The sequence below is a fragment of the Microbacterium sp. GW821-FHT01D02 genome, assembly GCF_059422585.1.
Genome location: NZ_JBWKXB010000001.1, coordinates 1,127,102 through 1,145,118, shown reverse-complemented (window position 1 = coordinate 1,145,118; position 18,017 = coordinate 1,127,102). Strand labels below are relative to the sequence as shown.

Genomic DNA, 18,017 nt, shown 5'->3' with positions numbered 1-18,017 from the left:
GTCCGACTCTGTGAGGCATCCCCTGGCGGTGGGGTTACGATAGCCCTGCCGCTGGGGAGCGCCTCCCCTCGGTATCCCGCACATCCACCCCCCTAAGGATCAGCGTGGGCGCTCTCGAGCCTGGTGAAGGGTTCCGCAACTCCTCGGCCCCCGAGTCTCTCGGTGGTGCTCCGGAGTCCGCCGCTGCGGGCCGGCGCTCGCACCGCACGAGTCGCCGTGTTCCGCGTCGCGCCGCCGTCGGGCGTCGTTCGTTCACGGCCACGCTCCGTTCCCTGGAGGGCCTGGTCGACTCCGGCGCTCAGGTCTCGGTGCACGTCGTCGACCTCGACAGCCATGTGCACGTGCTGGCCGGTGACGACCACGTGACGATGCCGGTCGCGGGGCTCGGGGTCGTGCCGCTGCTGATCGAGGTGGCGGCCGGGTTCGAGGACGGGACCCTGGATCCCTTCGAGATCGTCGAGCGCTCGACCGTCGACGCGGTCGAGACCTCGGGGCTGTGGCGCCACCTGCACGCGCCGGCGCTGCCGCTGGAAGACCTCGCCGTGCTGGCCGCCACCGCGGGCGACCCCATCGCGGTGAACGCGCTGCTGCAGAAGGTCGGCCACGACCGGGTGCGCGAGCGCATCGAATCGCTCGGTCTGCGACGCACCGCCGTGCTCGACCGCTTCCGTGACCGGCGCGGACCGGACGACGCACCCCAGGTCGCGGTGGGGTCGGCGCGCGAGCTCGCCGGACTGTTCTCCGCCCTCGTGAACTCGCAGGTCGTCGACGCGGCCGTCAGCGCCCAGGTCTCGGAGTGGCTGAGCCTGAACCAGGACCTGAGCCTGGTCGCGGCGTCCACCGGGCTCGACCCGTTCTCGCACGATCATGACGCCCACGGCCTGCTGTTCGTGAACAAGACCGGTCGTGACCGCGGTGTGCGGGCCGAGGCGGGCGTGCTCGCCGGTCCTCGCGCCGGCGTCGCCTACTCGCTCATCGTCTGCTTCGACGACCTCTCGATCACCCATCGGCTGCGCGCGCACGACGCCTTCCGGGTCCTCGGCGTCGAGCTCATGGAGTACACGCACTGAGGACCCTGTTCTGGCTAGCATCGGAGGATGCCACGCCCCGACTGGACCCCGCACCGCCGTGACGACGGCGAGCTGCTCGGCTGGATCCACCCCGCCGGCGACGACTGGGTCGCGGTGGACGTGCTCGGCCGACCGGCATCCGACCCGACCGAGTGGCTCGATGCCGAGGCGGCGTTGGAGGATCACGGGATCTCCTGGCTGGCCGATCCGTGGATGCTCGAGGGGGAGGGCGACCGTCCGCTGCGGGTGCGCATCCTCGAGGTGACGCCCGACGAGGAGGGCGCTCCGGGGCGGATCGTGGTGAAGATCGACGACTTCGGCGACATGACACGTCCGGCGACCGCGCAGTTCATCCTGGCCTGGCCGATCCCCGACCGACTGCGAGCGCCGCGCGAGGACGATCCGGACCCCCGCACGATCTCCCGCTGAGCCGGGTCCGCCGGGCGATCAGCTCGGAAGCGAGGGGTGCTGTTCGGAACTTCGCTGCTTCGGGATGAAGAGCGACAGCACCACGGCGATGAGTCCGGCGGCGATGGCCAGCCAGAAGCACAGGTCGAACGCGGCCCTCGTCGGGACGGCGACACCGTCGACCTGCACGCTCATCGACGCGAGGATGCCGCCCATCACGGCGGACGCGCTGGAGGTGCCGACCGAGCGGAACAGCGCGTTCAGCCCGTTCGAGGCGCCGGTCTCGTTCGCCGGGACCGAGCGCATGATGATCATCGGCATCGCGGCGAACGTGAACCCGATGCCGACGCCGATCAGGATGTTGGCGACGAAGATGTGCCACACCTCGCTCGACCAGAGCAGCACGAACACGTAGGCGAGCACGATCGCGGTGGCCCCGACGGTGAACAGCGGCCGCGGTCCGACCGTGCGCTCCAGCCAGCCGGACAACGGCGAGATGACCATCATCACGAGGCCCGCCGGCATGATCACCAGGGAGGCGCCGACCATGTCGAGGCCGAACCCGGACCCCGAGCCGATCGGCATCTCGAGCAGCTGCGGGAACGTCACGTTCGAGGCGAAGAGCGCGAAGCCCATGCCGATCGCCGCGATGTTCGTGAAGAGGACCGCCGGTCGGGCGGCCACGCGCAGATCGAGCAGCGGATCCTTCGTGCGCAGCTGGTACCAGCCCCACGCCAGCAGCACGACGACCCCGCCGATGATGCAGGTGAGCGTGAGGGGAGCGGTCCAGCCCCACTCGGCGCCGCGGGAGACGAAGAGCAGGATGCCGGTGAGGCCGATCGCGAGCCCGATCGCGCCGAGCACGTCGAGGCGTCCGGGGAAGCGCAGCACGTCTTCCGGGACGATGGCCAGGACCAGCGCGAGGCCCACCACGCCGAGCGCGGCCGCGAGCCAGAACAGCATGTGCCAGTCGGCGTTCTCGGCGAGGAGAGCGGCCACCGGCATCCCGATCGCACCGCCGACGCCCATCGTGGCGCTCATCAGGGCCACCGCGGTGCCGAGGCGCTCGGGCGGCAGGACGTCTCGCATGATGGCGATGCCGAGCGGCACGACGCCCGTCACGGCGCCCTGCAGCGCGCGGCCGATGATGACGCCGACGATCGACCCGGAGAGGGCCGCGATGAGGGAGCCGACGATCAGCAGGATCAGCAGGACGGTGACGACGCGGCGCTTGCCGTACATGTCGCCCAGGCGACCCGAGATCGGGGTGGCGACGGCGGCGACGAGCAGCGTGATCGTGACCACCCAGGTGGTGTCCTCGCGAGAGGCGTCGAGCAGACGGGGCAGCTCGGCCTGCAGCGGCACGACCAGGGTGAACATGAACGAGGAGCAGAGCCCCGCGAACGCGAGCACCGCGACGACGGCCCACCGCGGCGGGGTGTGGGAGAGGCGCTTCCTGGCTCTGTCGTCGTTCGCACCCACCGGCTCAGGCTATCGGCGATCGGGCGATGCGGGGCCGATCGGCCCTGACTAGCATGTGGTCATGGTCACGAGCAGCGTCGCTCCGGACGATCCCGCAGCGACCCGGGGCATCTCCCGGCGCACCCAGTCCGACATCTATCGCGCCGGCATCAGCGGGACGAAGCCCGCCGCGCCGGTGGACGCCGCCGCGCTGGAGGACGCCGCCCGCGGAGCACTGAGCGCCGAGGCCTTCGCCTACATCGCCGGAGGCGCCGGCGCCGAGCGCACCATGGCCGCCAATCGGGCGGCGTTCGGCCACTGGCAGGTGTGGCCGCGGCCGCTGCGTGACGTGGCGCAGCGCGACCTGGGGGTGGAGTTCCTCGGCACGACCCGGCCCACGCCCCTGCTGCTCGCGCCGCTCGGGGTGATGGAGATGGCGCACGCCGACGCCGATCTCGCGGTCGCGCGGGCCGCGGCGTCCCTCGGCGTGCCGTACACGCTCTCGAACCAGGCGTCGTTCCCGATGGAGCGGGTCGCGCGGGAGACGCCGCTCGGCTCACGGCTGTTCCAGCTCTACTGGTCCGCCTCGGACGACCTCAACCGCTCGCTGCTCGCCCGCGCCGAGGCATCCGGATGCGAGGCGATCGTCGTGACGCTCGACACGCACCTCCTCGGCTGGCGCACCCGCGACCTCGATCTCGCGTATCTGCCGTTCACGCGGGGGATGGGCATCGCGCAGTACACGAGCGATCCGGTGTTCCAGCAACTGGTCCGCGAGCGCGCGGCCGCCCCGAAGAGCGCGGCGCCCGGAGTCAGGGTCACCCCGAAGGCGGTCGCCGCCGCCGTCACGATCGCCCGGAAGGGGGCACCGCTGACGGGCGGCGGCTCCCTGCGGGACAACCTGCGCTCCCCGCTGCCGAGAGCCGCGGTGGAGACCTTCCTCGACGTGTTCTCCACCCCTTCGCTCACCTGGGGCGACCTGGCGAAGGCCCGCGAGTGGACGAGCCTGCCGATCATCCTGAAGGGCATCGTGCACCCCGACGATGCGCAGGCCGCACTGGATGCCGGGATGGACGGCATCTGGATCTCGAACCACGGCGGCCGCCAGATCGACCAGTCGGTGCCCACGCTCGACGTGCTGCCCGACATCGCGGAGCGCGTGGCCGGTCGGGTGCCGATCGTCTTCGACTCGGGGGTGCGCGGTGGGGCGGATGCCGTGATCGCCCTCGCGCTCGGGGCCACGGTCGTCGCGCTCGGCAGGCCCTATGCCTACGGCCTCGGCATCGCGGGAGAGACAGGCGTGCGCGAGGTCGTCCGGAACGTGCTCGCCGAGCTCGACATCTCGCTCGGTCTCGCGGGTCTGACCGCCGTGGCGCAGCTCGACCGCGGCGCGCTGCGCAGCGTCTGAGGCACTTCCGATTCCTCGAACCGGCCGAGGAGGGGCAGACTGGGTGCGTGCGAACCATCCGTGACCTCGACACCGTTGAACTCATCCTCGACGCGCAGGGCCTGCTCGACTCCATCCGGGGTCCGCAGCGCGTGGTGGATGCCGGCACCCTGCGCGCCCTGCAGCAGTCGGGCAACTACGTCGTCGGCTTCTTCGACGGCGAGGGCGACGACGAGCGCATGGTCGGCGCGTCGATCGCGTTCTTCGGTGAGCCCGCCCGGCGTGCGATGCACTCGCACATCACGGCCCTGCTGCCCGAGTACCGCGGCCGCGGCTGGGGGCGCGAGCTCAAGGAGCACCAGCGGCAGTGGGCGTTCTCGCGCGACGTCGGCCGCATCACCTGGGTGTTCGATCCGCTCGTGGCGCGCAACGCGCACTTCTTCTTCACCGTGCTGGGCGCACGCGCGACCGGCTACTCGGTCAACCGCTACGGCATCTTCGGCGGCGGTGACGCGGGCGATGAGAGCGACCGTCTCGACGTCGAATGGGCACTCGCCGACATCGCCAAGCCGCCGGCCGACGACGCGGTCGTCGAGACCCTCGAGATCCCGGCCGACATCGAGTCGTTGCGCGTGTCCGACCCGGAGGCCGCCCACGAGTGGCGCCTCCGCCTGCGCGCGCAGATGGAGGGCCTGCTCGGCAGCGGCCTGAAGGTCGCCGGCTACGACAACGAGCGCGGGTACCTCTTCACGGCGTGATCCTCGTGCCGGTGGTGCTCAGCGCACCCCGCGCATGAGCTTCAGCACGGGCTTCACGCTCAGCAGCAGTCCGATGCCGACGACGATCGCGATGCCGCCGAGGATCGAGAAGTACGGGACCTCGTTCTTCGGGTCGTAGAACTGCACGAGCCATCCGGAGATCGCGGTGCCGAGCGCGATCGACAGGAAGAACAGCGCGACCATCTGCGTGTGGAACGCGGCGGGCGCGAGCTTCGTCGCCACCGAGAGTCCGACGGGCGAGATGAGCAGTTCGGCGACCGTGAACACGAACAGGATGCCGACGATCGCGAGCAGCGGGGTGGAGTTCTTCCCGCCGCCGGCGAACGGGAGGAACAGCAGGAATGCCGCTCCCATGATGATCGCTCCCAGGGCGAACTTGGTGGGGGTGGACGGCTGGCGCTTGCCCAGACGGGTCCAGATCGCGGCGAAGACGCCGGACAGGATGATGATGAAGACCGGGTTGATCGACTGCACCCAGGAGACCGGCATCGTGATCCCGAAGATGTGCCGGTCCAGGCGCTGGTCGGAGTAGACGGTCAGCACGGTGAACTGCTGCTGGTAGAGCGACCAGAAGGCGACGCTGGTGACGAACAGGGGCAGGAAGCCCCAGACGCGTGAACGCTCGGTGGCGTCGATGCGGCGGCTCGAGAGGATGACCGCGAAGTACGCGATCGCGGCGATGATCGTGCCGTAGATGACGAGGCTCGCGAGGTTGTCCGCGCGGATCAGACCGACGAGCACGAGCACGGCGATGAGCACGATCGCGGCGACGGCGATGATCGCGACGAGGGGATAGCGCTTCTTCGGGAGCGGGTTCGGCACCTCGCGCACCGACACGGGCAGGGCTCTGCGACCGAACGCGTACTGGATGAGACCGAGGGTCATGCCGATGGCCGCCAGCCCGAAGCCGTAGTGGAAGCCGAGGGTCGACTGCAGGATGCCGGTGAGGATCGGTCCCAGGAAGGCGCCGAGGTTGATGCCCAGGTAGAACAGCGAGAAGCCGGCATCCCGGCGCGGGTCCTCGGGGCTGTAGAGGCTGCCGACGACCGAGGTCGCGTTCGCCTTGAGGCCGCCGGAACCGAGCGCGACCAGCACCAGGCCGACGCCCACGCCGACGAATCCGGGGAGGAGGGCGAGGGCGACGTGCCCCGCGACGATCACGATCGCGCTGACGAACAGCACCCGTTCCGAGCCGAACAGCCGGTCGGCGAGCCAGGCGCCGAGGATCGTCGACAGATAGACCGACCCTCCGTAGGCACCCACGATGCCGCCAGCGACCGCCTCGGGGATGCCGAGACCGCCCTGTGACACCGAGTAGTACAGGTAGATGAGCAGGATGCCCTGCATGCCGTAGAAGCTGAAGCGCTCCCACATCTCCACGCCGAAGATGTGCACCAGTGCCCAGGGCTGCCCGAAGAAGCGGGTGTCGTCGTTGCGGGCCGGAGGTGTCCGCGCTGCAGTGCTCATCCCAAGGACGGTACTCCGACGCAGCCGCCGGGGCCAGGGAGCGCGCGGGAACCACGGATAGAATGAGATGCCCGTATTCACGGGTCTCCTCCCGCATCCGACCATTGGAGCCACCATGGCCGAACAGTCCCGCCTCGACAAGGTCATCGCCCTCGCCCGCCACCGCGGGTTCGTGTTCCAAGCGGGTGAGATCTACGGCGGTTCTCGATCGGCCTGGGACTACGGCCCCCTCGGAACGGAGCTCAAGGAGAACATCCGTCGCCAGTGGTGGCAGACGTTCGTGCGCGGCCGTGGCGACATGGTGGGCCTGGACTCGAGCATCATCCTCCCCAAGCGCGTGTGGGAGGCATCGGGCCACGTCGCGACGTTCACCGACCCGCTGGTCGAGTGCCTGCAGTGCCACAAGCGCTTCCGTGCCGACAACCTCATCGAGGACTTCGAGGCGCGCAAGGGACGCAAGGCCGAGAACGGTCTCGCTGACATCCCGTGCCCGAACTGCGGCACCAAGGGCCAGTACACCGAGCCCAAGGCGTTCTCGGGTCTCGTGAAGACCTACCTCGGCGTCGTCGACGACGAGTCGGGCCTCTACTTCCTGCGCCCCGAGACCGCGCAGGGCATCTTCGTGAACTTCTCCAACGTGCTCACCGCGAGCCGGAAGAAGCCGCCGTTCGGCATCGGCCAGGTCGGCAAGGCGTTCCGCAACGAGATCACCCCCGGAAACTTCATCTTCCGCACCCGCGAGTTCGAGCAGATGGAGATCGAGTTCTTCACGCCGCCGGCCGAGGCGCAGGAGTGGTTCGAGCACTGGGTCGAGGCTTGCTGGAACTGGTTCATCGACCTCGGCATCGACCCCGAGAACATGCGTCAGTTCGACGTGCCCGAAGACGACCGCGCGCACTATTCGGCCGGCACGATCGATGTCGAGTACAAGTTCGGCTTCGCGGGCAAGGAGTGGGGCGAGCTCATGGGTGTCGCCAACCGCACCGACTACGACCTCTCCAGCCACAGCGAGGCCTCGGGTCAGAGCCTGACGTACTTCGACCAGGCCACGGGCGAGCGCTACACGCCGTACGTGATCGAGCCGTCGTTCGGCCTCACCCGCGCGATGATGGCGTTCCTCGTCGACGCCTATGTCGAGGAGCAGGTGCCGAACGCCAAGGGCGGCACCGACGTGCGCACCGTGCTCCGGCTCGACCCGCGCCTCGCTCCGGTCAAGGCCGCCGTCCTGCCGCTGTCGCGCAACGAGAAGCTCTCGCCGCTCGCCCGCGAGGTCGCCGACACGCTCCGCAGCTCCTGGGCCGTGGACTTCGACGACGCCGGTGCGATCGGCCGTCGCTACCGTCGCCAGGACGAGATCGGCACCCCGTTCTGTGTCACGGTCGACTTCGACTCGCTCGACGACCGTGCCGTCACGGTGCGCGACCGCGACACCATGGCGCAGGAGCGCGTCTCGATCGACGAGCTGCACGCGTACCTCGCGGAGCGCCTGCGCGGCGCCTGAGATGTCGTCGCCGGGGGGAGACGGCACGCGGGTGCGGCCGGACTCCCCGGTCCGGCCGGTCGCCGCGATCGTCATCGGAGCGCTCGCGCTCGTCTGGATGATCCTGACGACGCTCGACCTCCGCGAGAACGACGGCATCGCCCCGCTCATCGCGATGTTCGGAGTGCCCGCGCTGGCCGCCGCCGTCATCATCCAGACCGTGATGACGCGTCTTCGGCGCAAGGAGCGGGTGAGCGGTGCCGTCTTCTGGTGGGTGCTCGTCGTGCTCCCGCTCGGGACGCTCGCCGCCTTCGTCGTGGCGGTTCTGCGTGACCCCGAGTACTTCATCGGGGGCGCCGGGCCCTGGATGCTGATCTGGGTGCCCATCTTCATCATCGTGGCGATCCTGCTCGGAGCGCTCGTCTGGTTCTTCTTCGTCTTCCCCGCGGTCATGCTCGTCGAGGTGAGCCGCAGGATCCTCCGCGGCGAGGCCAAGCCGACGGCGATCCTCCCGTCGCTGATGCTGCTCGCGATCGGGGTGCTGTGCATCGTCGGAGGCCTGTCGATCGACGCCGACAGCAGCGGACGCGCGTCGTGGGGCGCCATCATCGCCGCCTTCCTCGGCGTTCACGGCGGGTATGACGTGGTGTACGAACCGGGTCTCTGGATCGTCCGCGGCATCATCCTGGCGATCGTGCTCGTGTTCGCGGTTCCGGCGATCGCGCGGCGCATCCGCTCCTGAGAGCCGGGGTCAGCTCCCGGCCACGGCGCGCGCGTAGCGCTCGGAGAGCAGCTGCAGGCGGGGGAGCAGCTCGGGCGGGCTCTCGACCGTGAAGTCCATCATCAGCATCCCGATGTACGCGGCGACGGTGTCGAGGCTGTCCGCGCCGGTCACGAGGATGCAGTGCTCGTCGTCGACCGGTTCGACCACGCCGACCGCGGCGTGGATCCGCGCGAGCACGGCCTCGGCGGGCGCGTCGATGCGGAGTCTGGCGTGCACGACCCAGCCGCTCACGGCGATGGTCCGCATCGCGAACGCCGTGTAGTCGCCCCCGGGCAGCGGCTGCGGATCGAAGCGGCGACGCGTCGGCATCCGCAGCTCCATCCAGTCGACGCGGTACGTGCCCCACTCGGTGCTGTCCGCATCGCGCGCCACGAGGTACCAGCGTCGGTGCCAGGTGAGCAGGCGGTACGGCTCGGCGAGCACCGGCGTGCCCTCGTAGTCGAAGCGCAGCCACTCCTCGTTGCGGATCGCGCTCGCGATGGCCTGCAGCGCCGCCGCGTCGACCTCGGGATCGGGGGCGTCCGTGTCGTTGTTCTCCGGGGCGCGGTCGACGCTGGAGCGAAGGGCGTCGACCGTGGGGCGCAGGTGCGAGGGCAGCACCTGTTCGAGCTTGGCGAGCGCCCTGGCCCCCGACTCCGCGACACCCGCGATGCCGGCTGCGGCGCGAAGGCCGACCGTGACCGCCACCGCCTCCTCGTCATCCAGCAGCAGGGGTGGGAGGCGCCCGCCCGCGCCCAGACGGTATCCGCCGACGGAACCTCTCGTGGCGTCGACCGGATAGCCGAGGTCGCGCAGCCGCTCGATGTCGTGCCGCACCGTGCGGGAGGAGACGCCGAGGCGCGCGGCGAGATCACTCCCGGAACGCTCCGGGCCGGTCTGCAGCAGTGCCAGCAGGGAGAGCAGTCGAGCCGTCGGATCGGCCATCAGAACTCCTCGAGAAGTCATCCATCCATTAGGAACAGATCCAACCTAATGCGCTCGTACCTTCGAGATATGGACAACACGACGCTCACCTTCCGCCCCTTCACCGTCTCGGTCTCCGCCGCCGAGGTCGCCGATCTCCAGGATCGTCTCGCCCGCACCCGCCTTCCGCAGCCGTCGCCGACGGATGACTGGGATGCCGGCACCCCCAACTCCTACCTGCGCGAGGCCATCGCCGCCTGGCGCGACTTCGACTGGGCCGCCGCCCAGGAGCGGATCAACGCGGTCCCGCATCTCACCACCGAGATCGACGGCCAGACGATCCACTTCCTCCACGTGCGCTCGGCCCACGAGGGCGCGACGCCGCTGCTGCTCGCGCACACCTATCCCGGCTCCTCCATCGACTACCTCGACCTGATCGACCGGCTCGTCGACCCGGTGGCACATGGCGGTCGGGCGGAGGACGCGTTCGACGTCGTGATCCCCGATGCTCCGGGCTACGGCTTCTCGCAGCCGCTCGCCTCGGCCGGGTGGACGACCGCCCGGGTCGCCGAGGCCTACGACCGCCTCATGCGCGGACTCGGCTACGACAGCTACGGCATCCACGGTTCCGACAACGGCGCCATGGTCGCCCGTGAGCTGGGGCTGCGGGAACCGGAGGGCTTCCTCGGACTGCACGTGCTGCAGCTGTTCTCGTTCCCCTCGGGCGACCCCGCGGAGTTCGAGAAGCTGGAGCCCGCGGACTACGCCGGCCTCGAGCACATGCAGTGGTTCCAGTCGGTCGGCGGGTACAACACGATGAACGCCTCGCGCCCGCAGACCGTGTCGGTGGGGATCAGCGACTCCCCGGTCGGACTGCTCGCCTACAGCGAGCTGTTCAACTCGTTCGGCAACGGCACGTCTCTCGTGCCGCTCGAGAAGATCCTGCTCGAGGTCAGCGTGAACTGGTTCGCGAACGCCGCATCCGGCATGAGCCGCAGCTACCTGGAGAACGCCAGGGCGGATGCCGCGGGCGAGGGCGCCGAGGGTGCCGAACCGCGGATCAACACCGCACGGACCGGGGTCGCGGTGTTCGCCGACGACTTCCAGACGATCCGTGTCTTCGCCGAGCGCGACAACGCGAACATCGTGCACTGGAGCCGCTTCGACGAGGGCGGGCACTTCGCCGCTCTGGAGCGCCCCGACCTGCTCGCGGGTGATCTCCGCACGTTCTTCGCCGGAGCGCGCTGACGCCCGCATCGATCCCGAGGCCCACCCGTGCGCACCCTGCGCGGGTGGGTCCGGTGCGTCTCAGCCGGTGCGTCTCAGCCGGTGACGGTGAGCTGCACCTCGGGGGTGCCGCCCGCCTCGACCCAGGCCAGGGAGCGCTCCAGGATGCCGCGCAGCACGTCGAGGTCGACCTGCTCGAGGTCCTTGATGTACAGGCATCCGACGCCCGTGGTGTGCGGTCCGAGCTCCGCCAGGGCCTCGGTGTGCGCGTCGACGCCGTCGAACAGGTAGATCGTGGACGCGGCCTTGCGCGGGGCGAAGCCGAGGAGTCCGCTGTCGCCCTCCGTGCCCGTGGGGTAGCGGTAGTGGCACGAGCCGAACCCGATGATCGTGCCCCACGTCTGCGGCTCGCGTCCGGTGATCTCCTGCATGAGCGCGGTCAGCGTCTCGGCGTCGCGGCGTCGCACGGCGGGGGAGGAGCGGGCGATGAGTCCCGCGACGTCATCACCCGTGGGCTTCATTTCGGAGCCTTCGCCGCGGCCTTCATGGCCTTCTTGTGCTCGCGCACCTTCGTGAGCGAGTCGGGCGAGACGATGTCGGCGACGCTGCGGTACGACCCGTCCTCGCCGTAGGGGGCGGATGCCTCACGCCAGCCCTCGCCGGTGAAGCCGTACTGCTTGCCGAGGAGCGCGAGGAAGATCTTCGCCTTCTGCTCACCGAAGCCGGGGAGCGCCTTCAGCCGCTTCAGCACCTCGGGGCCGGACGGGTCGCCCTCGGTCCACAGGGCTGCGGCATCGCCGTCCCAGTCCTCGACGAGGGTCTGGCACAGCGTCTGCACGCGCGTCGCCATCGATCCGGGGAAACGGTGCACGGCGGGTGTCTGTTTGAACGCCTCGAGGAATTCGTCCGGGGCCATGTGCGCGATCGTCGCGGCGTCGGCCGCTCCCGTGCGCTGCTCGATCTTGAGAGGACCGGCGAACGCGGTCTCCATCGGCACCTGCTGGTCGAGCAGCATGCCCACCAGGAGGGCGAGCGGGTTGTCGGTCAGCAGGGCGTCGGCGGCGGTGTCTCCGGTGATGTGAAGGGCCATGCCTCCAGTGTCCCACCCCGCGCCCGGGGCGACAGCCCGCAGCGTCAGGCGGTGGCGGCGTCGTCCGCGGCGGAGGCCTCGGCCTCGGGCGCGATGCCGTAGAGGGCGGCCAGTGCCGCGGTGAACTCGTCGGCCCGGCCGGCGGCGGCGAGCTCGTGCGCGCGGACCGTCGGGGTGTGCAGCAGCACACCGGAGAGGTGACGCAGAGCCTGCTCGACCTTGCCGTCCTCATCGCCGCGTGCGCGGGCACGGTCGATCTCGCGCTCGAGCAGCTCGAAGATGTGCGACCGCAGCGCCACGACCGACGGGGTCACGCTCTGACGGGCGCCCACCACGTGGAAGGTCTCGGCCGCTTCGCGGACCACGCTGCGTGCGGCATCCGTCGCCTGCAGCTCTTCGAGCGGTGCGTGCAGGCGGATGGTCTCGAGGTCGAGCAGGGCGACGCCCTCGAGCGCAGCGACCGCGGGGTCGACGTTGCGCGGCATGCCGAGGTCGACCACGAGCTGGTTGTGCGCACCGACGGGGCAGCCCGCGGCGGCGAGGCCGGTCGGCAGCTGCAGGTGCTCGGGCCCGAGCACGGGTTCGGTCGCCGAGGTGCAGGTGATGAGCAGGCTCGACCGGGCGGCGGTGTGCGCGTACTCTTCGGCGGCGATCGGACGGATGCCGTGCTTCGCGGCGAAGACCTCGGCGCGGCCGGAGGGCGAGTACACCGAGATGTTCTCGGCGCCGCGTTCCCGGAGCGTGGCGAGGGTGACCGCGGCGTAGGCCCCGGTGCCGACCAGCAGCACGCGCTCGGCGGACCAGTCGGCGATGCGGCTGTCCGCGAGCTCGAGGGCGAGGCGGACGAGCGATCGACCGGCGCGTCCCAGGGCGGTGACGTTCTTGACCTTGCGCTGCGCCTGGCTCGCACGCTGGAAGAGGCGCTCGAGCTCGGGCGAGGTGGTGCCGTCCTTGCGGGCGGACTTGAGTGCGCGGCGGACCTGTCCTGCGATCTCGCCCTCGCCGGAGACGACGGACTCGAGCCCGGAGGCGACGGAGAAGAGGTGCTCGGCGACGCGGCGCCCCGAGTGCACGGCGTAGGCGCCGTCGAGTTCTGCGGCGGGGATCCCGGTCGCGGCTTCGACGGCCTCGATCACGGCTTCGACGCCGATCGCACCGGCGGCGGTGACCGGTTCGTCCATTTCCACGTACGCCTCGAACCGGTTGCACGTCGCCAGAACAACGGCACCCTGCACGCACGGCGTCATGCCCACGAGAGTGGGAGCGACGTCGTCGGGGGTGCGGCTCAGGCGTTCGAGCAGTTCGAAGGAGGCGGTCTTGTGACTCGCCGTCACACACAGCAGCACAGATCGATTGTACCGGAGCGTCCGCGGGCGAAGGTTCGACCGGTCGAACTCGGCGGCTCCATAAGGCTCGAATGGGAGGATGGAGGCATGGCCCTCTCCGACGCTCCGCTCCTGCGCGCCCTCTCCGGCGACCGCCCCGCTCAGACCCCGGTCTGGTTCATGCGGCAGGCCGGAAGGTCGCTCCCCGAGTACCGCGACCTGCGCGTCGGGACCCGGATGCTCGACGCCTGCCTCACGCCCGACCTCGCGGCCGAGATCACGCTGCAGCCGGTGCGTCGACACGGCGTGGACGCGGCCGTCTTCTTCAGCGACATCGTCATCCCGCTGCGCCTCGCCGGCGTCGAGGTCGAGATCGAGCCCGGTCGCGGTCCGGTGTTCGCGAACCCGGTGCGCACGAAGGCCGACGTCGAGCGCATCACCGCGATCGACCCGGACGGCCTGGACGGCACGGCCATCGCCGAGGCCGTGCGCCTCGTCACGGCGGAACTCGGCGACACCCCGCTGATCGGCTTCGCGGGCGCACCCTTCACGCTCGCGGCCTACCTCGTCGAGGGCGGCCCATCCAAGGAGCACCTCCGCGCGCGGGCCATGATGCACTCCGACCCGGACTCGTGGAACCGTCTCGCCGGGTGGCTCGCCCAGGTGTCCCGCCGGTTCCTCGAGACCCAGCGCGACGCCGGAGCATCCGTCGTCCAGCTCTTCGACAGCTGGGCGGGATCGCTCAGCACCGCCGACTACCGCGCCTTCGTCGCCCCGCACTCCCGCGCGGCGCTCGAGGGGATCGGCCTCCCGACCATCCACTTCGGCGTCGGGACCGGCCCGTTCCTCGCCGACATGCGCCTCGACGGCATCGCCGATGGCGTGGGAGTCGACTGGCGCCTGCCGCTCGACGAGGCGGCGGCCATCCTCGGGCCGGACGTCACGGTCCAGGGCAACATCGACCCCGCTCTGCTCTCCGCTCCCTGGCCGGTGCTGGAGGCGCACGTCCGCGACGTGATCGAACGGGGCCGGGCCGCGCGCGGCCACATCCTCAACCTCGGCCACGGCGTTCCGCCGGAGACCGACCCCGATCAGCTCACCCGCATCGTCGAGCTCGCGCACACGGTCTGACGCGGGCGGCAGGCGCTCAGGCGCTCCGCCTCCGCCGCACGCGACGGGTGATCCGCAGGTCCTCGAGCGTGAAGCGGCCGGTCGGCAGCGCGGCGCGGATGCGCGCGTCGTCGAACGACCGCGAGGGGCGGATGTCGGCGGGAGCCTCGGGTGCGTACGGCGCCGCCTCGCTCACGCCTTCGGTGAGCATCCGCGCCTGAGCCTTCGCGACGAGCGGGACGACCATCGTCCATTCCGTCACCTGGGCGAGCACGCGCACCATCCACGTCGGTACCGGGAGGAAGGCGGGGCGGCGTCCGGCCACGCGGGAGATGCGGCGGATGGCCTCGCCGAGCGTGACCTCGTCCGCACCCAGGACGGCGATCGTCGGATCCGGGATGCGGCCCTCGAGCGCGGCGACGAGCACGTCGACCGCGTCCTCGACCGGCACCGGCCGCGCGGTGCGCTCGCGATAGCCGACCGTCCAGAAGAACGGGAGGGTGCGCACGGCCTTCGTCACGTGATCGACCATGTGGTCGCCGGGACCGTAGATCATCCCCGACTTCAGGATCGTGTGGGGGATGCCGGACGCGCGGACGATCTCCTCCGCCTCCCACTTCGACTCGTGATAGCCGGAGCCGCAATCGGGCCGTGCCCGGAGGAAGCTGACCAGGACGATGCGCTGCACACCCGCGCGGCGGGCGGCCTCCACGACGGCCCGCGTCCCGTCGACGTGCACACGCCGGAAGGTCTGCTCGCCGATCTCGCGGTTGATGCCGGCGCAGTGCGCGACGGCGTCGCAGCCCTCGAACGCCGCGGCGAGGGCGTCGACATCCGTGATCTCGACACCGCTGCGGCGAGAGATCACGACCGCGTTCTCGAGCCGCTCGGCGAGGTTCCTGCCGACGAAGCCGGTACCGCCTGTGATCGCAACCTTCATGACACCCATCCTTCGCTCATTAGCTATGCGGCTAAAGACTATCTAGCGAACGTGCTATATTGCAACCATGGCAGACAGCGCGACCGACATCTTCGCGGCGCTGGCGCACCCCACCCGCCGCCAGATCCTGCAGGACCTGAAAGACGGTGAGCTCGCGGCCGGTGAGATCGCGGCGCGCTTCTCCGCGAGCGGCCCGACCATCTCCCGCCACCTGAGCGTGCTCCGCCAGGCGGGACTCATCAGCGAGCGCCGCGACGCCAACCGCATCCTCTACTCCCTCGTCGGCGAACGGCTCGCGCTCTCCGTCGGCGACTTCCTCTCCACCGTCTGCCCCGAGCAGATCGTGCTCCGCGAGGTCCGCAAGCGCGGGCGCGGCGCTACGGAGACCGTCGAGGCCTGAACCGTCCCGGTGCGAGAATTGGGGGCATGACCCCTGAGTCCTCTTCCGCCGAGCCCTCCGACCTCGCCGCCCGCGCGGCGGAAAAGCACGTCGTCGTGGTGGGCGGCGGAATCGGCGGACTCGTCGCTGCGCGCGAGTGCGCGAAAGTCGGCATGCGGGTCACGCTGCTCGAAGCGGACGACGACCTCGGCGGCGCGATCCGCCGGGTCGAGCTCGATGGCGTGACGGTGGATGCCGGTGCCGAGAGCTATGCCACGCGGGGCGGCCATGTGCGCGCACTCGTGAAGGATCTCGGGCTGTCCGACCGGATCGTCGCCCCGCGTCCGGGCGGCGCGTGGCTCGCCGGCATCCCCGGCGTGGGGGCGGCGCCGCTGCCGGTCGGCGGCATCCTCGGCATCCCCGCCAACCCCTTCCAGGATGACGTCCGTCGCATCATCGGATGGTCCGGCGTCTGGCGTGCCTACCTCGACCGGGTGCGTCCCCCGCTGACGATCGGTCACCAGCTCAGCCTCGGCAAGCTGGTCGCCTCGCGCATGGGGGCGAAGGTGCGCGACCGCCTCGTCGCGCCCGTCACCACCGGCGTCTACTCGGCGTCGCCCGACGACGTCGACATCGATGTCGCCGCCCCCGGTCTCAACGCCGCCCTCACCCGGGTCGGCTCCCTCTCCGGCGCGGTGCAGACCCTGCGCGACGATGCGGCGGCCCGGTCCTCCGCCGCGCCGACCGCGGCGAAGGCGCCGGGCGCCGCCGTCGAGGGGCTGTCCGGCGGGATGAGCACCCTCGTCGATGCGCTCGCCGAAGACCTGGAGCAGCTCGGTGCGGAGGTGCGGACGGGCGTGCGCGTGCGCGGCATCCGGAGGGCCGGGGCATCCTGGACGATCGAGACCGCCGTCGCTCCCGCAGGTCTCTCTCCGGAGGACGACCCCGACGCGATCGTCGCCGAGCTGCGCGCCGCCGAGGTGGAGGCCGGCGCCGACCCGGTGATCGAGGAGATCTCCGCCGACGCCGTGATCGTGGCGACGCCCGAGGCCGCAGCGCGGGAACTCCTCGCGGTCGCGGTCCCGGCGCTGAAGCGGACCGACGCCGCCTCGTCGCCCGAGATCGAGATCGTCACGCTTCTGCTCGAGGCGCCCGAGCTGGATGCCGCACCGCGCGGCACCGGCGTGCTCACAGTGCCCGGCAGTCACACCGCGAAGGCGCTCACGCACTCGACGGCGAAGTGGGGCTGGGTGCGCGACGCCGCGGGGACCCAGCAGATCGTGCGGGTGTCGTTCGGTGCGCAGGGCGAGCCCGCGGCCACTTCCGGTCTGGACGACGAGGCCGCCACCGCGCTCGCGCGGACCGAGGCCGCCGCCATGCTCGGCGTCGCCCTCGCTCCCGACGCGGTGATCGCCGCCCATCGCGGCCGGTTCGTGCAGTCGCAGCCCGCGTCGATCATCGGATCCGGTGAGCGCCGCGCCGCCGCTCGCGCAGCGGTGCAGGCGGTGCCGGGTATCGCCGCGGTGGGCGCCTGGCTCGCCGGAACCGGCCTCGCACAGGTCGTCCCGGACGCGCGTGAAGAGGCCGACCGCCTGCGGCGCGCCCTGTTGTGGGACTGAGAAGACTCTCCGTGTCAACCCTCTGACCCATAGATGCCGAAATCGGCATACGGGGTTACGCTGGGTACCTGATCGAGGGGCGACAATCCCTGCGGTCGGTCCCAACCGGGCGAATCTGGCCGGACTACCGGAACAAGGTGAGGAGACCCCATGAAGGGGAAGATCGGACTCGTCGTCGGGCTCGGCGTGGGCTACGTCCTCGGCACCCGTGCCGGACGTGAGCGCTACGAGCAGATCAAGACGCAGTGGCTCAAGGTATGGCACCTCGATCCCGTGCAGGAGCAGGTCACCAAGGTCAAGGGCTTCGTCGGCGACAAGGCCGCGGCCGTCCCCGGAGCGATCTGGACCGGTGTCGTGAAGGTCGCCAAGTCGGTCAGCGGCTCGGGTACTCCCGGTCAGCGACTCGACTCCGCCATCGCCACCGGCCGCGAGGCCGCGGAAGACCTCGCGGAGGCGACGGAGGAAGCGGTCGAGGCCGCGAAGGCGACCGCGTCGTCGGCCAAGCCGGCGTCGAAGACGGCCGCCAAGAAGCCCGCCGCGAAGAAGCCGGCGGCCACCAAGGCCGCCCCGAAGAAGTCCGGGGCCTGA

At 70.7% G+C, this 18,017-nt stretch carries 18 protein-coding genes; 11 read left to right on the top strand and 7 right to left on the bottom strand.

Annotated features, from left to right (window positions below; all coding sequences use genetic code 11):
* Positions 1 to 104: 104 nt before the first annotated feature.
* Together AC07VM_RS05635 and AC07VM_RS05630 are read left to right on the top strand one after the other, a co-directional pair.
* Complete coding sequence (locus AC07VM_RS05635) at positions 105 to 1,070, top strand: serine hydrolase (protein ID WP_267416190.1); 966 nt, start codon at positions 105 to 107, stop codon at positions 1,068 to 1,070.
* Between the two features lie 27 nt (positions 1,071 to 1,097).
* Entirely contained in the window at positions 1,098 to 1,499 is a 402-nt protein-coding gene (locus AC07VM_RS05630) for a hypothetical protein (RefSeq protein WP_494910312.1), read from the top strand.
* 18 nt (positions 1,500 to 1,517) lie between these two features.
* On the opposite strand, the gene AC07VM_RS05625 is transcribed toward AC07VM_RS05630, so the two are convergent.
* The gene (locus tag AC07VM_RS05625) at positions 1,518 to 2,960 is read right to left on the bottom strand and encodes an MFS transporter (protein WP_494910311.1); all 1,443 of its coding nucleotides are present in this window, start codon (positions 2,958 to 2,960) and stop codon (positions 1,518 to 1,520) included.
* Positions 2,961 to 3,021: 61 nt separating this feature from the next.
* Between AC07VM_RS05625 and AC07VM_RS05620 the strand changes: the two genes are divergently transcribed.
* Positions 3,022 to 4,347 carry an alpha-hydroxy-acid oxidizing protein gene (locus AC07VM_RS05620; protein ID WP_494910310.1) on the top strand — a complete coding sequence of 442 codons (1,326 nt, stop codon included), beginning with the start codon at positions 3,022 to 3,024 and terminating at the stop codon, positions 4,345 to 4,347.
* A 47-nt stretch (positions 4,348 to 4,394) separates the two neighbouring features.
* Positions 4,395 to 5,084: a GNAT family N-acetyltransferase gene (locus tag AC07VM_RS05615; protein ID WP_267416185.1), complete on the top strand. Its 690-nt coding sequence runs from the start codon at positions 4,395 to 4,397 to the stop codon at positions 5,082 to 5,084.
* A gap of 18 nt (positions 5,085 to 5,102) precedes the next feature.
* Here the strand turns inward: AC07VM_RS05615 and AC07VM_RS05610 are convergent, their stop codons facing one another.
* Positions 5,103 to 6,572 carry a peptide MFS transporter gene (locus tag AC07VM_RS05610; RefSeq protein ID WP_494910309.1) on the bottom strand — a complete coding sequence of 490 codons (1,470 nt, stop codon included), beginning with the start codon at positions 6,570 to 6,572 and terminating at the stop codon, positions 5,103 to 5,105.
* Between the two features lie 115 nt (positions 6,573 to 6,687).
* On the opposite strand from AC07VM_RS05610, the gene AC07VM_RS05605 reads away from it, so the two are divergent.
* Complete coding sequence (locus tag AC07VM_RS05605; RefSeq protein ID WP_267416183.1) at positions 6,688 to 8,073, top strand: glycine--tRNA ligase; 1,386 nt, start codon at positions 6,688 to 6,690, stop codon at positions 8,071 to 8,073.
* Between the two features lies 1 nt (position 8,074).
* Positions 8,075 to 8,794: a hypothetical protein gene (locus AC07VM_RS05600; protein ID WP_494910308.1), complete on the top strand. Its 720-nt coding sequence runs from the start codon at positions 8,075 to 8,077 to the stop codon at positions 8,792 to 8,794.
* 9 nt (positions 8,795 to 8,803) lie between these two features.
* Here the strand turns inward: AC07VM_RS05600 and AC07VM_RS05595 are convergent, their stop codons facing one another.
* Entirely contained in the window at positions 8,804 to 9,760 is a 957-nt protein-coding gene (locus tag AC07VM_RS05595; protein WP_494910307.1) for a helix-turn-helix transcriptional regulator, read from the bottom strand.
* Positions 9,761 to 9,829: 69 nt separating this feature from the next.
* Between AC07VM_RS05595 and AC07VM_RS05590 the strand changes: the two genes are divergently transcribed.
* On the top strand, positions 9,830 to 10,987 hold the full coding sequence (locus AC07VM_RS05590) for an epoxide hydrolase family protein (protein WP_494910306.1): 1,158 nt from the start codon (positions 9,830 to 9,832) through the stop codon (positions 10,985 to 10,987).
* Between the two features lie 74 nt (positions 10,988 to 11,061).
* Here the strand turns inward: AC07VM_RS05590 and AC07VM_RS05585 are convergent, their stop codons facing one another.
* Genes AC07VM_RS05585 through AC07VM_RS05575 form a run of 3 tightly spaced genes read right to left on the bottom strand, consistent with a single transcriptional unit; the run spans position 11,062 to position 13,402 of the window.
* Positions 11,062 to 11,487 (bottom strand): DUF1801 domain-containing protein, encoded by a 426-nt coding sequence (locus AC07VM_RS05585; RefSeq protein ID WP_494910305.1) that lies wholly within the window; start codon positions 11,485 to 11,487, stop codon positions 11,062 to 11,064.
* The gene (locus AC07VM_RS05580; RefSeq protein WP_267416178.1) at positions 11,484 to 12,056 is read right to left on the bottom strand and encodes an HhH-GPD-type base excision DNA repair protein; all 573 of its coding nucleotides are present in this window, start codon (positions 12,054 to 12,056) and stop codon (positions 11,484 to 11,486) included. Before AC07VM_RS05580 ends, AC07VM_RS05585 begins: the two co-directional genes overlap by 4 nt.
* A 44-nt stretch (positions 12,057 to 12,100) precedes the next feature.
* The gene (locus tag AC07VM_RS05575) at positions 12,101 to 13,402 is read right to left on the bottom strand and encodes a glutamyl-tRNA reductase (protein ID WP_267416176.1); all 1,302 of its coding nucleotides are present in this window, start codon (positions 13,400 to 13,402) and stop codon (positions 12,101 to 12,103) included.
* Between the two features lie 87 nt (positions 13,403 to 13,489).
* Between AC07VM_RS05575 and hemE the strand changes: the two genes are divergently transcribed.
* Positions 13,490 to 14,512 carry a uroporphyrinogen decarboxylase gene (hemE, locus tag AC07VM_RS05570; RefSeq protein ID WP_494910304.1) on the top strand — a complete coding sequence of 341 codons (1,023 nt, stop codon included), beginning with the start codon at positions 13,490 to 13,492 and terminating at the stop codon, positions 14,510 to 14,512.
* 16 nt (positions 14,513 to 14,528) lie between these two features.
* Here the strand turns inward: hemE and AC07VM_RS05565 are convergent, their stop codons facing one another.
* Complete coding sequence (locus tag AC07VM_RS05565; protein WP_494910303.1) at positions 14,529 to 15,431, bottom strand: NAD(P)H-binding protein; 903 nt, start codon at positions 15,429 to 15,431, stop codon at positions 14,529 to 14,531.
* A 67-nt stretch (positions 15,432 to 15,498) separates the two neighbouring features.
* Here AC07VM_RS05565 and AC07VM_RS05560 point away from each other — a divergent pair, with 67 nt between their 5' ends.
* From AC07VM_RS05560 to AC07VM_RS05550, 3 genes are all read left to right on the top strand, one after another.
* Positions 15,499 to 15,831: a metalloregulator ArsR/SmtB family transcription factor gene (locus AC07VM_RS05560; protein ID WP_267416172.1), complete on the top strand. Its 333-nt coding sequence runs from the start codon at positions 15,499 to 15,501 to the stop codon at positions 15,829 to 15,831.
* A 26-nt stretch (positions 15,832 to 15,857) separates the two neighbouring features.
* Complete coding sequence (gene hemG / locus AC07VM_RS05555; RefSeq protein ID WP_494910302.1) at positions 15,858 to 17,429, top strand: protoporphyrinogen oxidase; 1,572 nt, start codon at positions 15,858 to 15,860, stop codon at positions 17,427 to 17,429.
* A gap of 150 nt (positions 17,430 to 17,579) precedes the next feature.
* Positions 17,580 to 18,017 carry a hypothetical protein gene (locus AC07VM_RS05550; protein WP_267416170.1) on the top strand — a complete coding sequence of 146 codons (438 nt, stop codon included), beginning with the start codon at positions 17,580 to 17,582 and terminating at the stop codon, positions 18,015 to 18,017.